Source organism: Bradyrhizobium sp. S3.2.6, assembly GCF_040546885.1.
GTDB classification, from domain to species: domain Bacteria; phylum Pseudomonadota; class Alphaproteobacteria; order Rhizobiales; family Xanthobacteraceae; genus Bradyrhizobium; species Bradyrhizobium cytisi.
This window is the reverse complement of the sequence record NZ_JBEPOS010000008.1, coordinates 101,196-124,191: the sequence shown is the minus strand read 5'-3', so window position 1 is coordinate 124,191 and position 22,996 is coordinate 101,196. Positions and strand designations below refer to the sequence as shown.

At 65.3% G+C, this 22,996-nt stretch carries 17 protein-coding genes; 6 read left to right on the top strand and 11 right to left on the bottom strand.

The window, feature by feature from the left end; genetic code table 11:
• Entirely contained in the window at window positions 1–741 is a 741-nt protein-coding gene (locus tag ABID58_RS17080) for an ABC transporter ATP-binding protein (RefSeq protein WP_354033479.1), read from the top strand.
• A complete protein-coding gene (locus ABID58_RS17075; protein ID WP_354033478.1) occupies window positions 738–2,123 on the top strand; it encodes a glycosyltransferase family 4 protein in 1,386 nt (461 codons plus the stop codon). The genes ABID58_RS17080 and ABID58_RS17075 overlap by 4 nt, the downstream gene beginning before the upstream one ends.
• 38 nt (window positions 2,124–2,161) lie before the next feature.
• Here ABID58_RS17075 and ABID58_RS17070 read toward each other — a convergent pair whose 3' ends face one another.
• From ABID58_RS17070 to ABID58_RS17035, 8 genes are all read right to left on the bottom strand, one after another.
• The gene (locus tag ABID58_RS17070; protein ID WP_354033477.1) at window positions 2,162–3,397 is read right to left on the bottom strand and encodes an ABC transporter substrate-binding protein; all 1,236 of its coding nucleotides are present in this window, start codon (window positions 3,395–3,397) and stop codon (window positions 2,162–2,164) included.
• 104 nt (window positions 3,398–3,501) lie between these two features.
• The gene (locus ABID58_RS17065) at window positions 3,502–4,413 is read right to left on the bottom strand and encodes a DMT family transporter (RefSeq protein WP_354033476.1); all 912 of its coding nucleotides are present in this window, start codon (window positions 4,411–4,413) and stop codon (window positions 3,502–3,504) included.
• Window positions 4,414–4,503: 90 nt separating this feature from the next.
• On the bottom strand, window positions 4,504–4,959 hold the full coding sequence (locus ABID58_RS17060; protein ID WP_354033475.1) for a hypothetical protein: 456 nt from the start codon (window positions 4,957–4,959) through the stop codon (window positions 4,504–4,506).
• 63 nt (window positions 4,960–5,022) lie between these two features.
• Window positions 5,023–5,904, bottom strand: coding sequence for an NAD(P)-dependent oxidoreductase (locus ABID58_RS17055; protein WP_354033474.1), 882 nt, complete (start codon window positions 5,902–5,904; stop codon window positions 5,023–5,025).
• Window positions 5,905–5,906: 2 nt separating this feature from the next.
• Window positions 5,907–7,038 (bottom strand): peptide chain release factor 2 gene (gene prfB, locus ABID58_RS17050; protein ID WP_148748772.1). Its coding sequence is split into 2 segments (ribosomal slippage): window positions 5,907–6,968 and window positions 6,970–7,038, totalling 1,131 coding nucleotides; the frame shifts between segments, so codons are not numbered across the junction.
• Window positions 7,039–7,143: 105 nt separating this feature from the next.
• Window positions 7,144–9,651, bottom strand: coding sequence for a penicillin-binding protein 1A (locus ABID58_RS17045; RefSeq protein ID WP_148748771.1), 2,508 nt, complete (start codon window positions 9,649–9,651; stop codon window positions 7,144–7,146).
• 243 nt (window positions 9,652–9,894) lie between these two features.
• Window positions 9,895–11,193 (bottom strand): N-acetylmuramoyl-L-alanine amidase, encoded by a 1,299-nt coding sequence (locus ABID58_RS17040; protein ID WP_148748770.1) that lies wholly within the window; start codon window positions 11,191–11,193, stop codon window positions 9,895–9,897.
• A gap of 613 nt (window positions 11,194–11,806) precedes the next feature.
• Window positions 11,807–12,661, bottom strand: coding sequence for a hypothetical protein (locus ABID58_RS17035; protein ID WP_354033473.1), 855 nt, complete (start codon window positions 12,659–12,661; stop codon window positions 11,807–11,809).
• A gap of 21 nt (window positions 12,662–12,682) precedes the next feature.
• Here ABID58_RS17035 and ABID58_RS17030 point away from each other — a divergent pair, with 21 nt between their 5' ends.
• Window positions 12,683–14,974, top strand: a complete 2,292-nt coding sequence (locus ABID58_RS17030; RefSeq protein WP_354033472.1) for an Rne/Rng family ribonuclease — start codon at window positions 12,683–12,685, stop codon at window positions 14,972–14,974.
• Window positions 14,975–15,041: 67 nt separating this feature from the next.
• On the opposite strand, the gene ABID58_RS17025 is transcribed toward ABID58_RS17030, so the two are convergent.
• Window positions 15,042–15,725, bottom strand: a complete 684-nt coding sequence (locus ABID58_RS17025; protein ID WP_148748768.1) for a helix-turn-helix domain-containing protein — start codon at window positions 15,723–15,725, stop codon at window positions 15,042–15,044.
• Window positions 15,726–15,934: 209 nt separating this feature from the next.
• Between ABID58_RS17025 and ABID58_RS17020 the strand changes: the two genes are divergently transcribed.
• Genes ABID58_RS17020 through ABID58_RS17010 form a run of 3 tightly spaced genes read left to right on the top strand, consistent with a single transcriptional unit; the run spans window position 15,935 to window position 19,957 of the window.
• The gene (locus tag ABID58_RS17020) at window positions 15,935–17,431 is read left to right on the top strand and encodes an amidase (protein ID WP_354033471.1); all 1,497 of its coding nucleotides are present in this window, start codon (window positions 15,935–15,937) and stop codon (window positions 17,429–17,431) included.
• Between the two features lie 50 nt (window positions 17,432–17,481).
• The gene (locus ABID58_RS17015; protein WP_354033470.1) at window positions 17,482–18,708 is read left to right on the top strand and encodes an MFS transporter; all 1,227 of its coding nucleotides are present in this window, start codon (window positions 17,482–17,484) and stop codon (window positions 18,706–18,708) included.
• Between the two features lie 16 nt (window positions 18,709–18,724).
• The gene (locus ABID58_RS17010; protein WP_354033469.1) at window positions 18,725–19,957 is read left to right on the top strand and encodes an NAD(P)/FAD-dependent oxidoreductase; all 1,233 of its coding nucleotides are present in this window, start codon (window positions 18,725–18,727) and stop codon (window positions 19,955–19,957) included.
• On the opposite strand, the gene ABID58_RS17005 is transcribed toward ABID58_RS17010, so the two are convergent.
• A complete protein-coding gene (locus ABID58_RS17005; protein WP_354033468.1) occupies window positions 19,954–22,011 on the bottom strand; it encodes a tetratricopeptide repeat protein in 2,058 nt (685 codons plus the stop codon). The genes ABID58_RS17010 and ABID58_RS17005 overlap by 4 nt on opposite strands.
• An 88-nt stretch (window positions 22,012–22,099) precedes the next feature.
• On the bottom strand, window positions 22,100–22,933 hold the full coding sequence (locus ABID58_RS17000; protein ID WP_354033467.1) for a helix-turn-helix transcriptional regulator: 834 nt from the start codon (window positions 22,931–22,933) through the stop codon (window positions 22,100–22,102).
• Window positions 22,934–22,996 lie beyond the last annotated feature (63 nt).

Here is a 22,996-nt window from a genome sequence, read left to right as displayed (position 1 = left end):
ATGGCCTCGATCAACCTGCACAATGTCTGTCTCGATTATCCCCTCTACGGTGCCTACGACTTCTCGCTGAAGCGGCGCCTGCTCGGCCACCTCATCCGCGAGAAGGGCGAGACGCGGATCATCCGCGCGGTCGACAATGTCACGATCGAAGCCGAGGCCGGCACGCGCATCGGGCTTGCCGGCCCCAACGGCTCCGGCAAGTCGACGCTGCTGCGGCTGATCGCCGGGGTTTATCCGCCGAGCAGCGGCCGCGTCGCGGTCAGTGGCAATGTCGTGCCCCTGCTCGGCCTCAATGCCGGCGTGAACCTAGACTTCATCGCCGAGGACAACATCGCCCTGTTGCTGCGGATCAGCGGCCGCAAGCCGACACGCGCCGTGCTCGATGAGATCTGGGCCTTCACCGAGCTCGAAGAGCGCATGCAGCGGCTGCCGTTGCGGATGTTCTCCTCGGGCATGCTGATGCGCGTGCTGTTCGCGACCGCGACCGCCTTTCCGGCCGACATCCTCCTGCTCGACGAATGGCTGAGCGTGGTCGACGAGCATTTTGCCGGGAAGGCCGAGCGGCGGCTGCAGAACCTGGTCTCGCAGGCCGCGATCGTGATCATCGCCTCGCACGACCAGCCGCTGCTGCGCCGCACCTGCACCAGCATCATCAATCTCGACCACGGCCGCATCGCCTCGACCGTCGCGGTCGAGCCACCGTCGCCCTTTTCCTTCGAGCTCCGCGAGCAACGCGCATGAAACAGAACATCCTTGTCGTGTCCGAGGCGCTCGGCGAGCCCAACCACAAGCGCGGCATCTTCCATTTCACCCGCGAATTGATGCGCTCGCTCGCAGCCGAAGGCCATGAGCTTACGCTGCTGGTCGAGACCACGCGGCGGTACCGCAAGCTGCGCCGGCGCGAGCGGCGCACAAAGCTGTTCCCGACGCAGTCGCGCAATATCGAGCTCCTGGCGCTCTATCGATTCCTCGACGAGATCAACATGAGCGAGCCGGCGACGCGCAGCGGCTTGCGGCGCACGCTCGACTGGGTCCGCCACAAGGCCACCATGTCGGTGTCGTTGGACTATATCGCCTGCTTCCTGCGTGCGATCGGCCTGCGCGGCCTGCACGCGCGGCTGATCGAGAACAGCACCGCGGCACTCGAATACATCCCGCCGGATCTGCGCCACCTCGAGCTGTTCCGCGACTTCCAGCTCGAGCCCGGATTCTACAGCTATCAGGACTCCTCGGCCTTCTTCCTGCTGCCGCCGCCACGGATCGACGCGCGCGACTATGACGTCATCGTTATCGACACGCCGACACGGGTGTCGGTGAAACGCAGACCGGATGCCAAGGTGATCTGCGTCGTGCACGATCTGCTGCCGCTCACCGATCTCAAGCTCAGCGACGTCGCAACGCGGCTGTTCCTGTCACGGCTGCTCACCAGCCTGCGTCAGGCCGACGAGCTCGCCTTCGTTTCAAACTATAGCATGATGCGGTTCAGGAATCTGTTACCGCAATTTGCGCACCTGCCGGCGCGGGTCGTGTATCCCCGCACCCGGTTCGACGCCCCGGATGTCCTGCACCTCCCAGCCCCGTCGGGGCGTCCGGGGCGGCCGAGCTTTGTCGTCATCGTCTCGAACGAGCCGCGCAAGAACGTCGCCACCGTCATTCGCGCGTTCCGCAACATCCCCCAGGCCGATCTGGTGGTGATCGGCCTGGCCGGCCAGATCAGCCGGATGCGCAACCTTCCGCCAAACATTCGTTTCGCCGGCTATGTCGACGAGCACGAGAAGGCCGCTTTGATCGCGGACGCGCATGGCCTGATCATGCCGAGTTTCGCCGAAGGTTTTGGCGTGCCGATCATCGAGGCGCTGGCTGCAAACACGCCGGTGCTCTGCTCCGACATCGCCGTGTTCCGCGAGGTCGCGGGCGAGCTCGCCGATTATTTCGATCCGTTCGCGACCGAGTCGATCGTGGCCTCCGTCACCCGCGTGCTGGCGCGGCAGGAGGAATGTCGTGGCCGAATCCGCGCGCGCCGCTCCGAGCTTGCCGAGCGTTTCGGCTACCAGACCCAGGCCCGCGATTTCCTCGGGCAACATTTGGCCCCGGAACGCCTCGTCGCGGCGCAATCGGCATGACCGTCGCCACGCTTCGACCGCGCAACGCCCGACCCTGACTACTGGCTGCGTTCGTGACCGACCTCGCCGGTGATGACGTCGCCGAACAGCTCCCAGGCTTGCCCATTGAAGCGCATCAGCTGCATCTGCTCGATCGGGAAATAATCGTCCGGCGAGGTATTCACCATGATGCCGGGCAGCATCAGGTCGGTGTGGAAGTTCTTCAGGTTGGCCGCCTGCTTCATGACGTTGTCGCGCGTGAGCGTGTCGCCGCACTGTTTCAGGACCTGCGCCATCGCCTCGGCCTGCACGTATCCGTAGATGTTGTTGGAATTGGCCTTGTCGCCGTCAGGGTAATATTTGTCCATGAATTCGCGCCATTTGATCACGGCCGGATCCTTGTCCCAGGTCGGATCGGTCGGATCCTTCAGATAGACGGTCGAGATGATGTCCTTGGCATAGTCGAGGCCGGCAGGCTTCAGGACCGAGGCGACCGAGGTCGCGGTGTTGGCCAGGAAGAACTTTGGCTTCCAGCCGAGCTCGCCGACCTTCCGGATCGCCTGCGCCGAGCCCTTTGGCGCTGCCCATGAGAAGAAGATGTCGGCACCGGAATCATGCAAGGCGACGATCTGCGAGTCGATCGAGGGATCGCTGACCTCATAGGACTTGTCGGCGATGATCATGCTGGCCTTGTCGCCGAGCCCGTCCTTCAGGCCCTTGAACTGGTCCTTGCCGGCGTCGTCGTTCTGCCAGAACACCGCGATCTTACCGTTCGGGAAATTGTCGCGAATGTACTTTGCGTAAATCCGCCCCTCGCTCTGGTAGTTCGGCTGAAAGCCCATGGTCCACGGAAAGTTCTTCGGGTCCCCGAACTTGGTGCCGCCGGAGGCGACGAAGAGCTGCGGCACCTTCTTGGCGTTCATGTATTTCATGATCGCGGAATTCGAGGGCGTGCCGAGTGCCTGGAAGATCAGCAGCACCTCGTCGCTCTCGACCAGCTTGCGCGCCTGCTCGATCGCCTTCGGCGGCGAGTAGGCATCGTCATAGCTGACGAAGTTGATCTTGCGGCCGTTGATGCCACCCTGATCGTTGATCATCCGAAAGAACGCGGCCTCGGTCTTGCCGATCACGCCATAGGACGACGCCGGTCCGCTATAGGGCATGATGTTGCCGATCTTGATTTCGGTGTCGCTGGCGCCGGGATCGTATGTCTTCTCTGCCACGGCCGGTGTCGTGACGAGCACTCCGGCAGTAAGCATGGCAAGGGCAGCAAGGCTTTTGCGACGACCCGGCATCGTTCTCTCCCCTATGTAGTCTTGTTTTGAGGGGAGTGTCGCAAGGCGGCCGGCGACTGGCAAGCGGCAGGATTTTCCGCGGAGTGAAACGCTGGCTCAGGAACTTAACCCACGCGCTGCAGCATTCTCACAGCCCGTCCGTCGATCACGATCAACGCGCTGCCGATGACGACCGCACCAGCGATCTCTCGCATGGAGATCGGCTCGCCCAGCACCAGCCATCCCAGAAGAATGGCGGTCACGGGAATGAGCAGCGTCACTAGCATCACATTGCTCGCGCCTGAGCGTCGTATGATCTGAAAGAAGACGATGTAGGCGAGCGCCGTCGAGAGCGCCGCGAGGCCCAGCACGGCAAGCCAGGTCGCCAGACCCGGAACAGGAAGACGCCACGGCTGCTCCACTGCACCGGCGACGATCGCCATCATCACAGTCGACGCCATCAGCTGAAACGTGGCCGTTCCCAGTGGCGGTGAGTCCTTCAGCAGCCTCCGCGCGGCGAGCGCCGCAAAACCATAACTGAGCGCGCCGCCAAGGCAGAGTAGGATGCCGAACCCCTGCCCGGCGCGCGACTCGACACCCCACCCACGCAGGATGACCACGCCGGCGAGGCCCAGCGCCACGCCGGCCACCCGCCGCGCCTGCAACGCCTCTTCACCCGCCGCCGCCATCACCAGCACAGTGAACAGCGGCGTGGTCGCGTTCAGGATCGACGCCAGTCCGCTCGGAATGAAAGTCTGGCCGGCCACGATCAGCGAGAACGGAATGACGTTGTTGAGCAGCCCGATCACGACAAAGGCTCGCCAGCCCCTCGCGCCCTTGGGAAAGCTGATCCCCTGCACACGCAGCAACGGCAGCAGGATGACCGCGCCAAGCGCAACGCGCAAAAACACCAAGGTTAGCGGCGGCAGCTCCCGCAGCGCCGCGCCATTGAAGAAGAACGACCCGCCCCAGAGGATCGAGAGCACAGCAAGCAGCGACCAGTCTCGCGCGTCGATCCGATTGTCGTTCGGCGGCATCCATTTCACCTCGGCGGACGGACTAGTTCAGGCTGACGGATGGCGCCACCCGATTTCCGACCAGATGTGGACTCGGAACCAAGGCTCGGCTCAATCGGTGCACAATTTGCGGATCAGAGCATTGTCCGGTGCAGGTTCGAAGGCCCATTCGGCGGCGATGCACTCAAATGTCTCATCGCGAAAATAGAAGAGGAAGTGACGGGACGAAGTTGAAGCTCCACCCGTCATCCTCCAATCCGTCGGGTCCATCGAATGCGGATCAGGACCTACGATCTCGTAGAATTCGCCCCAGCTTGGCGCCAACTTACTGTAGCGGCACCGCCCGCGAGACCACCCCTCATCGTTCGTTGCTCCCAAGCGATAACGGGCGCAATTCACGAAACGAAGGACGCCTTCATCTCCCTCCGCAAAGGAGGTGAACTGAAACGGATTCAGCACGAAGCGTAGAAGCACATCATGACCTGATACGGCCACGTGAGGATACGGGGCGTTTGGCTCCGCATTCCACCCTTCGTTCAGTTTTCGAAATGACAACCGCATCAACATGCCGCCTCAGACGGTGGCGAGTGAGACATCATTCATCGGGTCTGTAATCAAGCCGAAGACGGGCTAAAACGGCTTCTTCGGCCGCGACACCAGCTCGATCATCCTGCCTTCGTCGTCGTCGGGCATCGCGGCCTTGGCCTGCGCGTAGGACTCGACGGCGGCGCGCGAGACCAGCGGCTTGTCGGCCAGCAGGCTCTCGGCGAGCTTGACGGCGTAGGCGGCATCCTTGTGCCGGAGCGCGGCCGTGAACGTGGCACCGCTGAAGTCGCGGGCGACCATGCGCTTGGAATGGCGCTGCACCTGCGGGCTGGCGGCGACGCCCGCCTGGATCGACTCCAGCACCAGCTTCATGTCGAGCCCGGCCTGCTCGGCGATCGCGAGGCCCTCGGCGAGGCCCGCGATCTGGATCGCGCCCAGGAGATTGTTGATGAGCTTGTAGACCGTGCCGGATCCGACCGCGCCGAAATGGCGGATGGTCGAGCCGATCGGTTCGAGGAACGGGCGCGCCCGCTCGAGGTCGGCCGCGTCAGCGCCGGCAAGCAACGTCAGCTTTCCGGCCGCGGCCGCATCCGGCAATCCCGTCACGGGGCAGTCGATGTAGATCAGCCCGCGCGCATTGAGCTCGCGGCCCATCTCGCGCGCATGATCATAGGAAACGGTGGAGCACTCGATCGCAATGGTGCCGGCCTTGGCCGTCTTGGCCGCGCCGTTGAGCCCGAGCCAGACGGCGCGCGAGGCCTCGTCATCGGCGACCATGGTCACGACCGCGTCGGCATCGATCGCGGCATCCTCGGGCGAAGTCGCCCAATGCGCGCCGCGCGCGATCAGGTCTTCTGCTTTTGCCCTGCTGCGATTCCACAGCGTCACCGTAAAACCGGCATCGAGATAGCGGCCGGCCATGCCATGGCCCATCCGCCCCAATCCGATGAAGGCAACGCGGGGCATGATCAGTCCACGTCCTCGATGTCGGCGCCGGTGGTGCCGAAGGCGCGCTGCGCCAGGGTCGCGGCCATGAAGTCGTCGAGCTCGCCGTTGAGCACGCCCGAGGTGTCGGAGGTCTGCACGCCGGTGCGCAGGTCCTTCACCATCTGATAGGGCTGCAGCACGTAGGAGCGGATCTGGTGGCCCCAGCCGATTTCGGTCCTGGCGGCCTGGTCGGCGGCGGCCTTCTCCTCGCGCTTCTTCAGCTCGATCTCGTAAAGCCGCGCGCGCAGCATATCCCAGGCCTGCGCCCGGTTCTTGTGCTGGGAGCGGCCGGCCTGGCAGACCACCGCGACGCCGGTCGGGATATGCGTCAGGCGCACCGCGGATTCGGTCTTGTTGACGTGCTGACCGCCGGCGCCGCCCGACCGCATGGTGTCGACGCGGACGTCGGCTTCCTTGATGTCGATCTTGATGCTGTCGTCAATGACGGGGAATACCTGCACGCTGGAGAAAGACGTATGCCGCCGCGCGTTGGAATCGAACGGCGAGATGCGCACCAACCGGTGCACGCCGGCCTCGGTCTTCAGCCAGCCATAGGCATTGTGGCCGGAGACCTGGATGGTCGCGGACTTGATGCCGGCTTCTTCGCCCTCGGACTCTTCGAGGAATTCGACCTTGAAGCCGTGCGTCTCGGCCCAGCGCGTGTACATGCGCAACAGCATCTGCGCCCAGTCCTGGCTCTCGGTGCCGCCGGCGCCGGCATGGACTTCGAGATAGGAGTCGAAGCGATCGGCCTCGCCCGACAGCAGCGCCTCAAGCTCGCGCCGGGCGACTTCCTTCTTGAGGCTCTTGAGTGCGGCTTCAGCTTCGGCCACGACACCGGCGTCGCCCTCGGCCTCGCCGAGCTCGATCATCCCGATATCGTCCTCGAGCTCCTGCTCGACCTTGCCGATGCCCGAGAGCGAATCCTCCAGCGAGGTTCGCTCCTGCATCAGCTTTTGGGCTTTCTGGGGATCGTTCCAGAGATTGGGATCTTCTGCGAGCTTGTTCAGCTCAGCGAGGCGCGCCGTCGATTTCTCGACGTCAAAGATGCCTCCTCAGCAGCCCGACCGACTGCTTGATCTCTTCTACCAACCGTTCGATTTCGGCGCGCATGTCGTTCTCTGGTCTCGCGGAATCCCGCGTGCAATTGAAAAGGGGATGTAACGGCGGCGGCTGCAAAGCGCAACCGCCGGCCTCGTCTGTCTGCCCCGTTATCCGCTAGTACAGCCCGCCGGTGCCCGGCCGCATGAAGAAGCCGGAATCCGGCTGCTGCTGCGGCGCCCCCGGCGCGCCGCGGCCGTCAGCATCAGCGACGCCAATGACGGAGTAGTTATCCGGCGGCGCCGTACCCGGCTTGAAGGCTTCCAGAATGGTTCCGCCGGTCTCGCCGGGGCCGGCGCGCATGCCGGTCTTGGAGACGACGCGAACCAGCTTAATGCCGGCCGGCACCTTGAACGGGACCGCGGGCTTGTCGGCAAGCGCAAGCTTGAGGAAATCGCGCGCGATCGGGGCAGAGAGATGGCCGCCGGTTGCGGCATTGCCTCTGCCGAGCGAGCGCGGCTTGTCGTAGCCCATGTAGATGGCAACTGCGATGTCCGGCGAGAAGCCGACGAACCACGCGTCCTTGGCCTCGTTGGTGGTGCCGGTCTTGCCGGCGATCGGCTTGCCGACTTCCTTCACGACGGTCGCGGTACCGGCCTGGACCACGCCCTCCAGCAGCTCGGTGATCTGATAGGCGGTCATCGAGTCCAGCACCTGCTCGCGACGATCGATCAGCTGCGGCTCGGCCTGGTTCTTCCAGCCGCCGGGCGCGTCGCAGCCGCGGCATTCGCGCTGGTCATGCTTGAAGATGGTGCGGCCGTAGCGATCCTGGATACGGTCGATCAAGGTCGGCTTCACGCGGCGGCCGCCATTGGCGAGCATCGAATAGGCCGTGACCATGCGCATTGCCGTGGTTTCGCCGGCGCCGAGTGCATAGGAGAGATAGTTCGGCAGCTCATCGTAGACACCGAAGCGGCGCGCATATTCGCCGATCAGGGGCATGCCGATGTCTTGCGCAAGCCGCACCGTCACCGTGTTGCGCGACAGCCGCAGCGCATTGCGCAAGGTCATCGGACCCATATACTTGCCGGCATCAAAGTTTTCCGGCCGCCACACACCGGCGCCCTGGCCCTGATCGATTTCGATCGGCGCGTCGAGCACGACGGTCGAGGGCGTGTAGCCGTTGTCGAGTGCGGCCGAATAGACGATCGGCTTGAACGACGATCCCGGCTGCCGGTAGGCCTGGGTGGCGCGATTGAATTGGCTCTGGTCGAACGAGAAGCCGCCGACCATTGCGAGCACGCGACCGGTCCAGGGGTCCATCACTACCATCGCGCCCGATACTTCGGGTATCTGGCGCAGGCGGTATTGGCCTTCGACCGGTTGTCCTTCCTTGGTGTAGAGCGGATCGGCATAGATCACGTCGCCGGGTTGGAGCACCTGCGACACACCCGTGGCAGCCCTGCCCTTCCCGGCTCCCGAAGCCGCCTTCGCCCATTTGACGCCGTCAAGCGTGATCAGGCCGGTCTCGCGCTGCTTGCTGACGGCGCCGCCTAGCTCGCGGTTCGGCTGGAAGCCGATCCGCGCCGACTGGTCGCTGGTTTCCAGCACCACCGCCATGCGCCACGGCGAGATGTCGGAGAGCGACTTGATCTCGGCGAGCTTCACGCCCCAGTCGCCCGAAATATCGAGCTTGCTCATGGCGCCGCGATAACCCTGCTGCTCATCATAGTTGACGAGGCCGGCAACCATGGTCTTGCGCGCCATGACCTGGATCTTCGGATCGAGCGTGGTGCGCACCGAGAGGCCACCCTCATACAGCTTCTTCTCGCCATAGCGCTCGAAGATGTCGCGGCGGACCTCTTCGGCGAAATATTCGCCGGCGAATGTGTGGGCACCGTTGGAGCGGTTGGTGACGGCCAGCGGCTCCTTGCGCGCCTTGTCGGCGTCGGCCTGCTTGATCCAGCCGTTCTCCTGGAGGCGGTCGATCACGTAATTGCGGCGCTCGATGGCGCGGTCGCGGTTACGCACCGGATGCAGCGTCGCCGGCATCTTCGGCAGCGCCGCGAGGTATGAGGCTTCCGCCACGGTGAGCTCGTTCACCGACTTGTCGAAATAGACCAGCGAGGCGGCTGCGATGCCGTAGGCGCCGAGGCCGAGATAAATTTCGTTGAGATACAGCTCGAGAATCTTGTCCTTCGAATAGGTCTTCTCGATCCGCATCGCGAGCAAGGCTTCCTTGATCTTGCGCGCGAACGAGACCTCGTTGGTCAGAAGGAAGTTCTTGGCGACCTGCTGGGTGATCGTGGAAGCGCCCTGCGGACGGCGGTTTGAGCCGTAGTTCTGCAGATAGACCAGGCCGGCGCGGGCCATGCCGGTGTAGTCGATGCCGCCATGCTCGTAGAAATTCTTGTCTTCGGCGGCGAGGAACGCGTTGATCACGAGTTTCGGCACCGCCTGGATCGGGAGGTACAGCCGCCGCTCCTTGGCGTATTCGCCGAGCAGCGAGCCGTCGACCGCGTGCACGCGGGTCATCACCGGCGGCTCGTAATCCTGAAGCTGAGAGTAGTCGGGCAAATCCTTGGAGAAATGCCAGATCAGGCCTGCCACGGCACCGACACCGACAAGGAACACCACCGTTCCCGCGGCGAACAGGAAGCCCATGAACCGCACAAGCAAGCGCATTATGTGTTTATCCGTTTAATCCCTGGATCGGCCCAAGAGCAGACCAAGATCAGCCTCAAGGCGCCCCAAACGGACGCCATCCTCACGTCGCGAACTCCCCGGCCTACTCAATACCATCGATGCCGGACCGAAAGACGCTTGCCGAAACGGGATTCTCGTCGATTCCGGAACCCCCTGCGCCGGTTTTATAAAGCGTCCGCTGTGGCCAAACTAGGGCTTAACATCGGAACCGGCGTTTCCTGTTTAATTGCTGGCCCCCGCCGTCGCCATCCGCTTGGCCAGGAACGTGTCGATCGCCTGGGCCATCGAACCCACCGCGCGCGACCGCCAGCCCTCGGACACGAGGTGCTCGAGGTCGCCCTTGTTGGAGACGTAGCCGATCTCGACCAGCACCGAGGGCACGTCGGGGGCTTTCAGCACCCGGAAACCGGCCGACTTCAGTGGATGCTTGTGCATCCGCACGGTCGACTTCATTTCGCCCATCAGCAAATGCGCAAAACGGTTTGAAAAGGTGCGGGTTTCCCGCTGCGTTAGATCGATCAGGATGTCGGCGACGTCGGTCGGCTCTTCCGCGAGATTGAAGCCGGCAATCGCGTCCGCGCGATTTTCGGCATCGGCCAGGCGCTGGGCCTCGGCGTCGGAGGCCTTGTCCGAGAGCGTGTAGATGGTGGCGCCCTGCGCGTCGCCCTCGGCTTTCGGCAGCGCATCGGCGTGGATCGAGACGAACAGCGCGGCGTTCAGATTGCGGGCGACTTTGGACCGGTCATTGAGCGGAATGAAGGTGTCGTCGTCCCGCGTCATCACCACCCGGTATTTGCCGGCCTTTTCCAGCCGGTCGCGCAGCGCCAGGCCAAAGGCGAGCACCAGATTCTTCTCGCTCTCGCCGTTCGACTGGGTGCCGTTGTCGATGCCGCCATGGCCGGGGTCAATCACAACGACCGGACGGCCGTCGGACGGTGCCCCTGGCTTTTGCGGCGCCGATTCGGGCGCGACAGCAATCGTTGCCGGAGGCGCGGCGGCAATCGCTGGCCGCAGTTCGGGTCGATTCTCCGGGGCGGGCGTCTGCACGAAAGCCGCGCGGTCGACCTCCTCCAGCTCGAGCACGAGCCGGGCCGGCTGGCCGTTGGCCGCCTCGAGCACATAGGAATTGGCGATCTTGGCGGGCCCGGTCAGGTCGAACACGATTCGGGAGCCACCGGGCATCACGAGCCCGTAGCGGAAGGCCTTGACCAGCCCTCGCCCGGACCCAGTGCCCGGGCCCAGCTGAAAATTGACCTGGGGAACGTCGACCACGACCCGGTAGGGATCGGCGAGCGTCGTGGCGCGGAAGCTGACGGTCTGGTCGAGGTCGAGAATGAAGCGGGTCTGCTTGCCGTCACCGGCCAGGCGCGCGGCGGTGGCAATCGGAAAATTCGTCGTCGCAACAGAGGGTTGCGATGGGGTTTCGGCCGCGTTCAGACGCGAGGAATCGGCGCACGGCGACGCCGCGGCACACAGCAGCGCAACCCCCAGCAAAACCCTTTGATTTGTGCGGCTCGCCACCGAATCCGTGCCTCCGAGCGGCCCTCTTTAACGCAATAGAACCACAGGGTTAAACGATCCTTAATGACGGAAACACGAAACTGTCCGACTGTGACCGGCGTGCGACGCTCCCTTGCACGGATGGCCCATTCCTCGTATGTACGGATTGCTGACGGCCAATAATTTCCGGTTGTGTCGCATTCAGCCTCCCGGTGCAGCGCCGGAACTCCCAAGGTTTGGGAATTCCAGCGTTTTTCTGTTCCCCTCTAAGACCAGCGCGGTGCGCGGCAGCGAGGTGGAGCGGGGCAAGCCCCGGCGGCGGACGGTTTCCGGTTACCAACTGTTTCCGGAGCAGTTTTGACAGCGACGCGGCCAGTTACCCGATCCCTTAATCCCAAGGGGGCGGTTCTTGATCCAAGGCGAGCGCGCACGCGCCATGCCCGGCCAGCAGCAACTGATTAGGGGCGGCCCCGCCGCCCGATGTTTCATACGGGCCGACGCTTGATGCGCCAGACTGTGCCGACGAATTCTGAAGGACCTTTCGCGACGCTGCGGAGTGACGCTCCCGCGCGCCGTTTCGGTCCTGAAGCTTCCGGTTCGGCAAGGCGCGAGAGACGGCGTTTCGGCCTTCCCCTCACCCCCGAATCAGGTGGACCGTCGCGTCACCCGGCAGCGCTCTTCGCGCCCACGGTCGATCGCGCCCGCCGCCGCCAAGAGTTAAGACATGCCCAACAAGATGTTGATCGATGCCACCCACCCGGAAGAGACCCGGGTCGTCGTGGTCCGCGGCAATCGCGTCGAGGAGTTTGACTTCGAGACCGCGCAACGCAAGCAACTGCGCGGGAATATCTACCTCGCCAAGGTCACAAGGGTCGAACCCTCGCTCCAGGCCGCTTTCGTTGAATATGGCGGCAACCGCCACGGCTTCCTCGCCTTCAGCGAAATCCATCCCGACTACTACCAGATCCCGGTCGCCGACCGGCAGGCGCTGATCGAGGCCGAAGAGCAGGCCCATCGCGAAGCCGAGGAAGAGAGCGAGAACCGCTCCCACGGCCGCCGCCGCTCGCGCCACCGCAACGCCCGCCGCCGCGGTCAAGGCGAACGTGTCCGCAGCGAGATCGTCGAGGGTCTCGCCGATCCGGCCGGCCAGCCGGTCGAGGGCCAGGCCCTGCCGGAGCTCGCCGAGGGCGCTCTGCATGGGGGCGAGCATCTGCACGCCGATGCCGAGCATCACGGCGAGCATGAAGGTCACGACCACGATCATCATGACCATGATCACGACGATCACGAGCATGACGATCATGAGCACGATGATCACCATCACGCTCACGATCATGACGACCATGGCCATGACGACGCGCACGATCATCACGACCATGATCATGCCGACGAGACGCCCGCGCCTGTCGCGGCGATCGGCGCCGAGCCCGCCGTCGTTGCCGAGCCTCAGGAAGCTCCCGCCTTCGAAACGCATGACGAGGAAACGCATGGCGAGGCTTTTGCCGAAGCCGTGACCTCCGTCACCGAGCCGGCCGATGCCGTCTACGCCGCCGGCGAGAGCACTGAAGCGCCGCATCAGGACGCCGAAGCGAGGGCCGACGAAGACGACGAGGACGATGACGACGGTGAGGAAGCCGAGGAGGAGCACGTCGAATCCGTCGGCGGTGACGACGTGCTCGAGGAAGTGCCGGAGCGCACGTTCCGCCCGCGCCGCCAGTACAAGATCCAGGAAGTCATCAAGCGCCGCCAGGTGATGCTGGTGCAGGTGGTCAAGGAAGAGCGCGGCAACAAGGGCGCGGCGCTGACGACCTACCTCTCGCTCGCCGGCCGCTATGCCGTTCTGATGCCGAACACCGCCCGTGGCGGCGGCATCAGCCGCAAGATCACCTCGGCCCAGGACCGTTCGCGCCTGAAGGAAGTGGTGCAGGATCTCGACGTGCCCGAGGGCATGGGCATCATCCTGCGCACCGCGGGTGCCGCCCGCACCAAGCCCGAGATCAAGCGCGACTTCGAGTACCTGATCCGGATGTGGGAGACGGTACGCGACCTGACGCTGAAGTCGCAGGCCCCGACGCTGGTCTACGAGGAAGGCTCGCTGATCAAGCGCTCGCTGCGCGACCTCTACAACAAGGAGATCGACGAGATCTCGGTGGCCGGTGAATCCGGCTACCGCGAAGCCCGCGACTTCATGAAGATGCTGATGCCCGCCAATGTCAGCGCGGTGAAGCAGTATCGCGACGGCCAGCCGCTGTTCTCGCGCATGGGCGTCGAGAGCCAGCTCGATGCGATGTTCTCGCCGACCGTACAGTTGCGCTCTGGCGGTTACATCGTCATCAACCAGACCGAGGCGCTGGTCTCGATCGACGTCAACTCCGGACGATCGACGCGCGAGCACCATATCGAGGACACCGCGCTCAAGACCAATCTGGAGGCGTCCGAAGAGGTCGCCCGCCAGCTCCGCCTGCGCGATCTCGCCGGCCTGATCGTCATCGACTTCATCGATATGGACGAGAAGCGCAACAACCGTGCGGTCGAGCGCAAGCTGTCCGACTGCCTGCGGCAGGATCGTGCACGCATCCAGGTCGGGCGCATCTCGCATTTCGGCCTGCTCGAGATGTCGCGCCAGCGCATCCGCGCCAGCGTGCTGGAATCCTCGACCGATCCCTGCCCGCATTGCGGCGGCACCGGCCATGTCCGCTCGGTGTCCTCGGTGGCGCTGCAGCTGCTGCGCGGCCTCGAAGAGATCCTGATGAAGGGCGCGACCCACAACCTCGTGGTCCGCACCCGCACCGACGTCGCGCTCTATGTGCTGAACCACAAGCGTGGTCATCTGCGCGATCTCGAAAACGGCTTCAAGGTCTCGCTGTCTGTCATCGCCGACCCCAGCGTCAGCGGACCGCAGGCCTATGTCATCGACCGCGGCGAGCAGGTGCATACGCTCGAAGCCGCCAAGGCGCTGCTGGCGGCACAGGCGGCCGCAAGCCCGCCGCCGCTGGCCGAAGAGGCCTATGACGACGAGGAGCTCGATACGGAGCTGGAATCCGAGGTCGAGACCGAGGAAACCGAAGGTCTCTCCGAAGAGCAGGCCGCAGGCGATGCTTCGCCCGAGCAGGACGGCCAGCGCCGCAAGCGCCGCCGCCGCCGGCGTGGCCGCGGCGGTCAGCGCGACGGCGAGGCGCGCGAGGATGGTGCTCCCGCTTCTCCTGAAGGGGCCGTAGCGGTCGCAGGCGAAGGTGAAGAGGACGCCGAGGCCGAACAGGACGGCGAGGAAGGCGAAGAACAGGCCGCCCGTGGCGAGCAGCAGGGTAGCGGCGACCGCCGTCGCCGGCGTGGTCGCAGGGGTGGACGTCGTCGGCGCGGTACCGGCGAGGAGGGTCTCGCCGGCTCCATCGGCGACGAGCTCACGGGCAATCCGCCGTCGGAAGCAACCGAAGCGGTCGCTGATTTCGATAGCTCCGGCAGCGAGACAGCTCCCTCGATTGCGCATTCGGAGCATATCGCGCCGGTCGAAACGTCCCAGCCCGAGTTTCGGTTGCAGGCGCCGGTTGAAACGCCGGTGCAGCCCGCGCCCTCTGAGGAAGAGCCCGCATCCGACGACAAGGCGGCACGACGCCGCTCCACCGTCCGGGAGAAGGTGAGCTTCCTGTCGAGCAACTCGAGCGAGCCGGCAACCCCGGTTGCAGCAGCGCCGGAGCCGGTTGCTCCGCCCGCGCCTGAGCCTGCGCCGGAAGCGGCAAGCGAGACGCCGGCCGCGCCGCGTCGCGCCGGCTGGTGGTCGCGCCGTTTCGGCGGCGGCGAATAGAGCCCGCGTCCGAATAAAAAACGCCCGGCCTGGCCGGGCGTTTTTCATTTCACGCCTCGCCTGAAGGTTACGGCGGCGGCAGTTCGTCGTCACCGAGCGGCGCCACCTCGCGCGAAGCGATCTGGCGAAGCTGGTCGTAGAGATCAGGCGCCTCGCTGGTGCAGAGACAGACGCCCTTGGCGGACGGTGCCTCGCCGGCGTTGAGATAGGCGTGGCCCATGGTGCTATCGAGATAGATGCCGTCGCCCTCGCCAAGGATCTCCGGCGCGTAGAACTCGGTGTGAACCGCGACGCGTCCGCTCGTCACCAGAAAATACTCTTCGCCGGCATGGCGCAGCAGCGGACCGAATTCGTCCAGCGAGCGCGCGCGGACCTCGGCCACGATCGGCACCATGCGCTTGCCGATCAGGTCGGTGCATTGATAGGTGTAGGTGTAGAATTTCGTGGCGATCAGCTGCCCCTGCCCGGCCCGGCTGATGCTCCGCCGCGCGGTGACCGGCCTGCCTTGCGTAGGCGCTGCGACCGCCGGATTGAACAGCTCCGCGATCTCCATCTTCAAGCCGGAGGTAAGCTGGAGCAGCTTGTCGTAGGTCAGCGACATCAGGCCATTCTCGACCTTCGACAGGGTCGACAGCGCCATGCCCGTTCGCTCCGCCACCTGCTTGAGCGTCAGGCCGCGCGCCTGGCGCGCCGCCTTGAGGCATTGGCCGAGCTGGGAGTTGGCACCTTCGGGCGTCGTGATCTCGCTCATGCGGTATGTCTATCACGCTGCGGGGAAAAAATATTGGCCGATCGGCCTAATCTTTTCGGCGTGATCCGCCGCACAATACCTCTCCAGGGTGCCTCCCGGGCACACACGCCAAGATTTGTGCATGAATTGCCCCGATTTGGCGAATATTGGTGCGCTGAACGCGGTTTCCGATATGCTAAATCGTTTTCACAATTTGAAAGGGCCTGGCGTTGTCCGAACTTTGCGACACGAGTGCCGTCGAGCTGCGCCGTCTGCTGACCGCACGGGCGATCTCGCCCGTCGAGCTGCTCGACGCCTGCCTGTCCCGCATCGGCGCCATCAATGCCGCCGTCAATGCGGTCGTGACGCTCGACGAGCCGGGTGCACGTGCCGCCGCGAAGAAGGCTGAGGCCGCGATCCTGCGCGGCGAGGATCATGGCGCGCTGCACGGGCTCCCCGTCCTGATCAAGGATACGCAAGACACCGCCGGAATGCGCTCGACCTACGGCAGTCCCCTGTTGCGCGACAATGTCCCTGCCGCCGACCAGGGCTCGATCGCGCGGCTGCGTGCGGCGGGCGCCATCATCTTCGGCAAGACCAATACGCCGGAATGGGCGGCGGGCGGCAACACCCGCAATCCCGTCTTCGGTGCGACCGGCAATCCCTTCGATCCCATGCGCTCGGCGGCCGGCTCCTCCGGCGGATCGGCGGTCGCGCTCGCCTGCGGCATGGCACCGCTTGCCTCGGGCTCCGACACCGGCGGATCCCTGCGCAATCCCGCGGGCTATGCCGGTATCGTCGGCATGCGTCCCTCCTACGGCCTGGTGGCGAGCGAAAAGCGCGCCTTCGGCTGGTCCAATCTGTCGACCGACGGACCGATGGCCCGCAGCGTCGCCGATACCGCGCTGATGCTATCGGCGATGGCGAGCGACGATGCCCGCGATCCACTCGCCTACACGCTTCCCGGCGAGCCCCTGCGCGGGCGCGCCGAGCGCTGGTCCGCGCCGCGCCCGGCCGAGCTTGGCAAGCTGCGCCTTGCCTTCACCGAAGACTTCGGATTCGCACCGACCGAGCAAGCCATCCGCCGCGTGTTCCGCGATCGCGTGAAGAGGCTTGCGCCGCTGTTCGCCGAAAGCCGAGAGGCGACGCCGGACTGCACCGGCGCAGACGACGCCTTCGCCGTGCTGCGCGCCGGCCTGTTCCTGGCGATGCACGGCAAGAACTACAAAGAGCGGCCCGAGATGCTCGGCCCCAATGTCCGCGCCAATGTCGAGGAAGGCCTGAGCTACACGCTCGAAGATCACGGTCGTGCCGCGACGACGCAAACTCGGATCTATCGTGCCTATCAAAGCTTCTTCGAGACCTGCGACGTACTGATCAGCCCGACGATCACACTCAGTCCGCGGCCGTGGTCGGAGCTTTATCCCGCCGAGATCGACGGGGCGCCTACGAAATCCTACTTCCACTGGCTCGCGCTCGCCTATGCCGTCACGCTTCCCGGCCATCCCGCGATCAGCATTCCGCTCGGCGTCGATGAAGCCGGCTTGCCCTTCGGCCTGCAGATCGTTGGCCCGCGCGGTGGCGATGCCATCGTGCTCGCCATTGCCGCAAGCCTGGAGGCCGCGTTCGCGGGCGATGCGCAATTGTGCCGGCCGGTGCCTGACCTGGCGCGACTTGCGACGGCGCCGCCGCTGGCGTCCGCGCCCGGCTTCCTCACCTGGGAATAGACCAAGCAAACAGGCAAGCCCGCCGGGTCGCCGGCAAAGCGGAGATCAGCATGGCCGAATTGTCGAACCGAAAGACCGGCATCATCGCCTTCGTCCTGCTCTATATCGCCTACTGCATCTCCTACATCGACCGCGCCGCGATCTCGCTGGCGCTGGCGCAGATCGGCAAGGACTTCAATCTCCAGGCTGCCGATCTCGGCATCGTCATCAGCGCGTTCTTCTTAGGGTACGCCGCGATGCAGGTGCCGGGCGGATGGCTCTCCGACCGCTTCGGCTCGAAATATGTGGTGATCGTCACCATCGTGATGTGGTCGCTGTTCACGGCCTTCACCAGTCTCGCCTGGTCGCTGACCTCGCTGATCGCGATCCGCTTCGTCTTCGGCATCGCCGAGGGCGGCTTTCCGCCGGCAAGCATTCGCGCCATCGCCGAGGTATTCAAGAGGGACAGCCGGCCCAAAATGTCGGCGCTGCTGCTGTCGTCGAACTATGCCGGCAGCATGGTCGCACCGCTGATCATGGCGCCGTTGATCGTCTGGCTCGGCTGGCGCCACGCCTTCAACGCGATCGGCATCGCCGGCATCGTCTTCGCGGTGATCTATTTCGTCTTCGTCCCGTATCTCGGACGCCCGGACAAGGCGCCTGCGGGCCCATCGGCAAAGGCCGTAGAGCGCGCGCCGATGCGCGAGCTCATGAAGAATCCGCTGCTGTGGCAGCTGATGGTGGTGTGGTTTGGTCTTAGCTGCGTCAACAAGGGCCTGGATTCCTGGATGCCGCTCTATCTGCTGCAGCAACGCGGACTCGACCTCAAGACCGTCGGCGTGGTGGCTCCGATCCCGTTCGTGATGGCGACGTTCGCGACGGCGATCGGCGGCTGGGTCATGACCACGTTCTTCGCCGAGCGGGAAAAATATCTGCTGATCGGCAGCTCCGCGTTGACCGGCATCTTCCTCTACGCCATGTACAAGGCGGAGACGATCACGGTGCTGATCGCCTATCAGTCGCTGGTCTACTTCTTCAAATCCTTCGTGCTGGCCGCTGTGATTGCGCTCCCGACCAAATTGCTGCGCGACGACCAGATCGGATCGGGCGTCGGCATGGTCAATCTCGGCGGCCAGAGTGCAGGCTTCGTCGCACCGGCGGCGATAGGCTTCATCGTGACCGGAACCGGATCGTTCGATGCCGCCTTCGGCTTCCTGGTGGCGATGACGGCGCTGTCGGTCGTCGTCGCCACGACCATCAACACGGCGCAGCCCAAGCTTGCGCCGAAGCCGGCCTGACAGGAGAGTTCTGCCGATGCAAAGCGCAATCATTCTCGGCGGCGGCATGGTGGGCGTCGGCGCCGCCTTGCATCTGAGGCAACGCGGTTGGACCGTCACGCTGGTCGACCGCAGGGAGCCCGGCCGCGAGACCAGCTACGGCAATGCCGGGATGATCCAGGCGGAAGCGGTACGGCCCTATCCGATGCCGCGCGATCTCGCCTCGCTCGTGAAGATCGCGACCGGCCGCACCAACGACGTGCGCTACAGCTTGTCCTCGCTGCATCGCCACGTCGAGCCCCTGCTCCGCTATTGGTGGCATTCGGCTCCGAAGCGGCATCGCGAAGCGATCGCGGCCTGGGCGCAGCTGATCGCCTATGCGACGCCCGAGCACGACATCCTCATCCGCGAGGCCCATGCCGACAATCTGATCCGCCGCGCCGGTTATCGCGCGCTGTTTCGCGACGCCGCCGAGCTCGACCATTCAATCAAGGCCGCGGAAGAAGACCGCCGCGAGTTCGGCGTCAATTTTCATGTGCTCTCGGGCAGCGAATTGACCAAGGCCGAGCCGATCTTGCGCGACGATCTCCCCGGCGCGATCCATTGGCTCGACACCTGGACCGTGTCCGACCCCGGCGCCCTGGTCACCGCCTATGCCGATCTGTTCGAGCGCCTCGGTGGCACCATCGTGCTCGGCAATGCGCAGTCGCTGCAGCAGACCGCGATCGGATGGTCGGTCGACACCGACAATGGCCGCATCGATGCCGCCAACGCCGTCGTGACGCTGGGGCCGTGGTCGCCGGATCTCCTGCACAAGTTCGGCTACCGGATTCCGCTGGTGCGCAAGCGCGGCTACCACATGCATTACAGCGGCGGCGCCTCGCTCGATCTGCCGCTGGTCGACAAGGGCAGCGGCTATGCCATGGGGCCGATGGCCAAGGGCATCCGCATCACCACCGGTGCTGAGTTGACCGGCCCGGATGCACTGGCAACGCCGGTGCAGCTCGCCAGCGCCGAAGCCTCGGCGCGCGAGCTGATCGATCTCGGCAAGCGCGCCGAACCGGAGCCGTGGTTCGGCACCCGCCCCTGCACACCGGACATGGTGCCGGTGCTCGGTCGCGCCCCGCGCCACCCCGGCCTCTGGATGAATTTCGGCCACGGCCACCAGGGCTTTACGCTCGGCCCCGCCACCGGACGCCTGCTCGCGGAGATGATGAACGGCGAGACGCCCTCGATCGATCCGACGCCGTATCGGCCGGAGCGGTTCTAGCTCTCGGCTTTCGCGGCGAGGACTGAGAGCGCGGCCGTCAGACGCATTAGCGGACCACCCCATTCGCGCGGCTTGCGCTGACGGAACAGCCGCATGGTTGGATACCACGGGCTGTCCTCGCGATCGCGCAGCCAACGCCAGTCGAGCGCGTATGGCGTGAGCATCCAGACCGGGCGGCCGAGCGCGCCGGCCAGATGCGCAACCGAGGTGTCGACGGCGATGACGAGATCGAGCGCTGCCACGGCCGCCGCCGTGTCGGCGAAATCCCCGAGCGCAGGCGCGAGATCGATCACGTCGTCGCCGAGCGCCGCCAGCACCGCACCGTCTTCCGCGCGCGGCTCCTTTTGCAGGCTGTAGAGCTGCACGCCCGGCATCACGAGCCGCGGCAACACCGCCGCGGCCGACAGCGAGCGCTGCCCGTCGCCCTTGTGCCTGGGATTGCCGGCCCAGACCACGCCGACCTTCAGACGCGTCTCGCGATCAAGCACGGCTCGCCAGCGCGAGAGCTTGCCGGGGTCGGGGTGCAGATACGGAACGTCCGCAGGCAGATTGTCGAGCGTGGTGCCGAACAGGCGCGGCAGGTTCATCAGCGGCAATTGCAGATCGAATGGCGGCAGCGCCTCGCCGCGCGGAATCACGGTGACATCAGGCAACTGCCGCAACAGCGAAGCGAGCGCGGGCTGCACCTGCAGGATGATCTTGCCGCCCTTCCCCGCCACCATCGGCAGATAGCGTACGAAATGCAGGGCATCGCCGAGGCCGTATTCGGCGAATACCAGCAAGGTGCAGCCTGCGAGCGGCTCGCCCCGCCATTCCGGCTCATTGAAAGTCGGATCGCCGTCCGACAGCGTCTTGCATTTGCGGCGCCACCGATAGGCCTCGAACCCCTCGGCAAAATGGCCGTTCATCAGCAGGAAATGCGCGTGGTTGTATTGCGCGAGCGGCTGCTCCGGATCGAGCGCGACCGCGCGGGCCGACGCCGTGAGCGCCTCGTCGATCTCGCCGGCGTTGCGCAGCGCGACCGCGAGGTTGGCGTGGCCCTTGGCATAGGACGGATCGGCCGCAACCGCGCAACGATGCGCGGCGACCGCATCGGTGACGCGCTGCTGCTTCTCGAAGATGATGCCGAGATTGGTATGGGCCGGCGCATGATCGAACTTGAGCAGCAGCGCGTGCTCGCAGGCCGCAACGGCGTCGTCGAGCGCACCGAGATCGGAGAGGCAGGCGCCGAGATTGGTGGCGATGGTGTGATCGGCGGGATCGCGCGCGAATGTTTGCCGGTAGATCTCGGCGGCCTCCTGCAAATGGCGGGCTTCATGCAGGATAAGGCCAAGCAGGCGCAGCGCCGCGACATTGTCGGGCGCGAGCGCGATGGCACGGCGATACTGGACGATGGCCTCTTCGCGCAATCCTTGCCGATAGAGCGCCGCGCCGATATTACAGATCAAGCCGACATCGTTGGGATCAAGCTGGAGCGCGCGGCGATAGGCGGCCACGGCATCGCCCGACCTGTTCTGGTCCGCAAGGACGTTGCCGAGATTGAGCCAGACGCCGCGAAAAGCAGGCTCGCGCGCGATCACGGCGCGATAGGCGTCCTCCGCCTCGATCAATCGCCCCTGCTCGGCGAGCGCGACGGCGAGATTGAAGCACGCGCGCGTCAGATGCGCATCGAGCGCGATTGCGCGGCGATAGGAGGTCTCGGCTTCGCCGAAGCGCGAGAGTTCGCCAAGCGCCACGCCGAGCTTGTTGTGGAGACCGGCATCGTCCGGCTTCCGGCGCAGCGCGCGCTGGAACGCGGCCACGGCGCCGGCGTGCTCGCCTTTCACCGCGAGCGCATCGCCGAGCGTGGCCAGCGCCGGCGCATGGTCGGGATCGATATTGAAGACCCGGTTGAGCAGCGCGGCGCCGTCGGCGGCGCGGTCGGTGACGAAGGCGGCAACGGCGGCCAGGTGCAGCGCCGGCACATGATCCGGCTCAACCTTGAGCACCTCCGCGCAGAGCACGTCCGCCTGATCCGGCCGCCCGGCCGCAAAATGCTCTGCCGCCTCCAGCATAATCCGATTCACAGCCACGTTGCCCACGATACCGCCCACCCCTTCGGCGTCAGAGATGCCAGTTAAACGGGCGAGATCGCGAAATCCGTCAGTCGGATTGCTTGGCGAGGACAGCCTTGATGCGCGCGGCATCGTCCGGCGTTGCCGGATTGTAGACGACCATGCCGAGATCGGGCCGGCCGTCGACGGCGAAGGCCGAATATTCGAACGAGATCGGGCCGAGCACGGGATGGCGCAGATGCTTGACGCCCTCGCCATAGCTGCGGACGTCGTTGTCGCGCCACAGCCTCGCGAAGTCGGGGCTGAGACCGCACATTTCGTCGACGAAGTCGGCGACATGCGAGACCGCGCCGGCGCGCGCCGCGTCCGCCCGGAACGCTGCGACCACGAAACGGGCCACGCTCTCCCAGTCGTACTGCGCGGCGCGCACGCGAGGCACGGAGAAGATCAGCCGCAGGATGTTGCGTTGCTCCGGCGGAAGCTTGGCGTAATCGGTCAGCACCAATGTTGCCGCGCGATTCCAGGCAACGACATCCCAGATCAAGGTCCTGATAATCGCCGGGCTGGTCTCGAGCGCATCGAGCACCCGTTGAAGCCGCGGCGAGACGCCTTCAGATGCCTGGTAGCGGATCTCGGGCGGGCGGCCGAGCCCGATCAGGAACAGATGCTCGCGCTCGACGTCGGTGAGCATCAGGGCCCGGGCGATCCGGTCGAGCACATCGGCCGACGGCGCGCCGCCGCGGCCCTGCTCCAGCCAGGTGTACCAGGTCGGGCTGATATTGGCCCGCTGCGCCACTTCCTCGCGCCGCAGCCCCGGCGTGCGCCTGCGGCCGCCGCCAAACCCGAAGGCGGTCGCGTCGAGCCGGGTGCGACGGTCCTTCAAATAGGTCCCGAGCAGGTTCTCGCTGGAGGTCTCGCTCATCCTGTTAGCTATTATACCCTGATAATGTCCCTACTTTACCCGGATAATCCTAGCGCAGATGCT

Excerpts from the sequence above, each read along its gene's own strand:
- ABID58_RS17070 (WP_354033477.1), bottom strand. The coding sequence starts at position 3,397 with ATGCCGGGTCGTCGCAAAAGCCTTGCTGCCCTTGCCATGCTTACTGCC.
- ABID58_RS17060 (WP_354033475.1), bottom strand. The coding sequence starts at position 4,959 with ATGTTGATGCGGTTGTCATTTCGAAAACTGAACGAAGGGTGGAATGCG.
- ABID58_RS17080 (WP_354033479.1), top strand. The coding sequence starts at position 1 with ATGGCCTCGATCAACCTGCACAATGTCTGTCTCGATTATCCCCTCTAC.
- ABID58_RS17055 (WP_354033474.1), bottom strand. The coding sequence starts at position 5,904 with ATGCCCCGCGTTGCCTTCATCGGATTGGGGCGGATGGGCCATGGCATG.
- ABID58_RS17045 (WP_148748771.1), bottom strand. The coding sequence starts at position 9,651 with ATGCGCTTGCTTGTGCGGTTCATGGGCTTCCTGTTCGCCGCGGGAACG.
- ABID58_RS17015 (WP_354033470.1), top strand. The coding sequence starts at position 17,482 with ATGGCCGAATTGTCGAACCGAAAGACCGGCATCATCGCCTTCGTCCTG.
- ABID58_RS17010 (WP_354033469.1), top strand. The coding sequence starts at position 18,725 with ATGCAAAGCGCAATCATTCTCGGCGGCGGCATGGTGGGCGTCGGCGCC.
- ABID58_RS17035 (WP_354033473.1), bottom strand. The coding sequence starts at position 12,661 with ATGCGTTTCCTCGTCATGCGTTTCGAAGGCGGGAGCTTCCTGAGGCTC.
- ABID58_RS17000 (WP_354033467.1), bottom strand. The coding sequence starts at position 22,933 with ATGAGCGAGACCTCCAGCGAGAACCTGCTCGGGACCTATTTGAAGGAC.
- ABID58_RS17005 (WP_354033468.1), bottom strand. The coding sequence starts at position 22,011 with ATGCTGGAGGCGGCAGAGCATTTTGCGGCCGGGCGGCCGGATCAGGCG.
- ABID58_RS17025 (WP_148748768.1), bottom strand. The coding sequence starts at position 15,725 with ATGAGCGAGATCACGACGCCCGAAGGTGCCAACTCCCAGCTCGGCCAA.
- ABID58_RS17065 (WP_354033476.1), bottom strand. The coding sequence starts at position 4,413 with ATGCCGCCGAACGACAATCGGATCGACGCGCGAGACTGGTCGCTGCTT.
- ABID58_RS17075 (WP_354033478.1), top strand. The coding sequence starts at position 738 with ATGAAACAGAACATCCTTGTCGTGTCCGAGGCGCTCGGCGAGCCCAAC.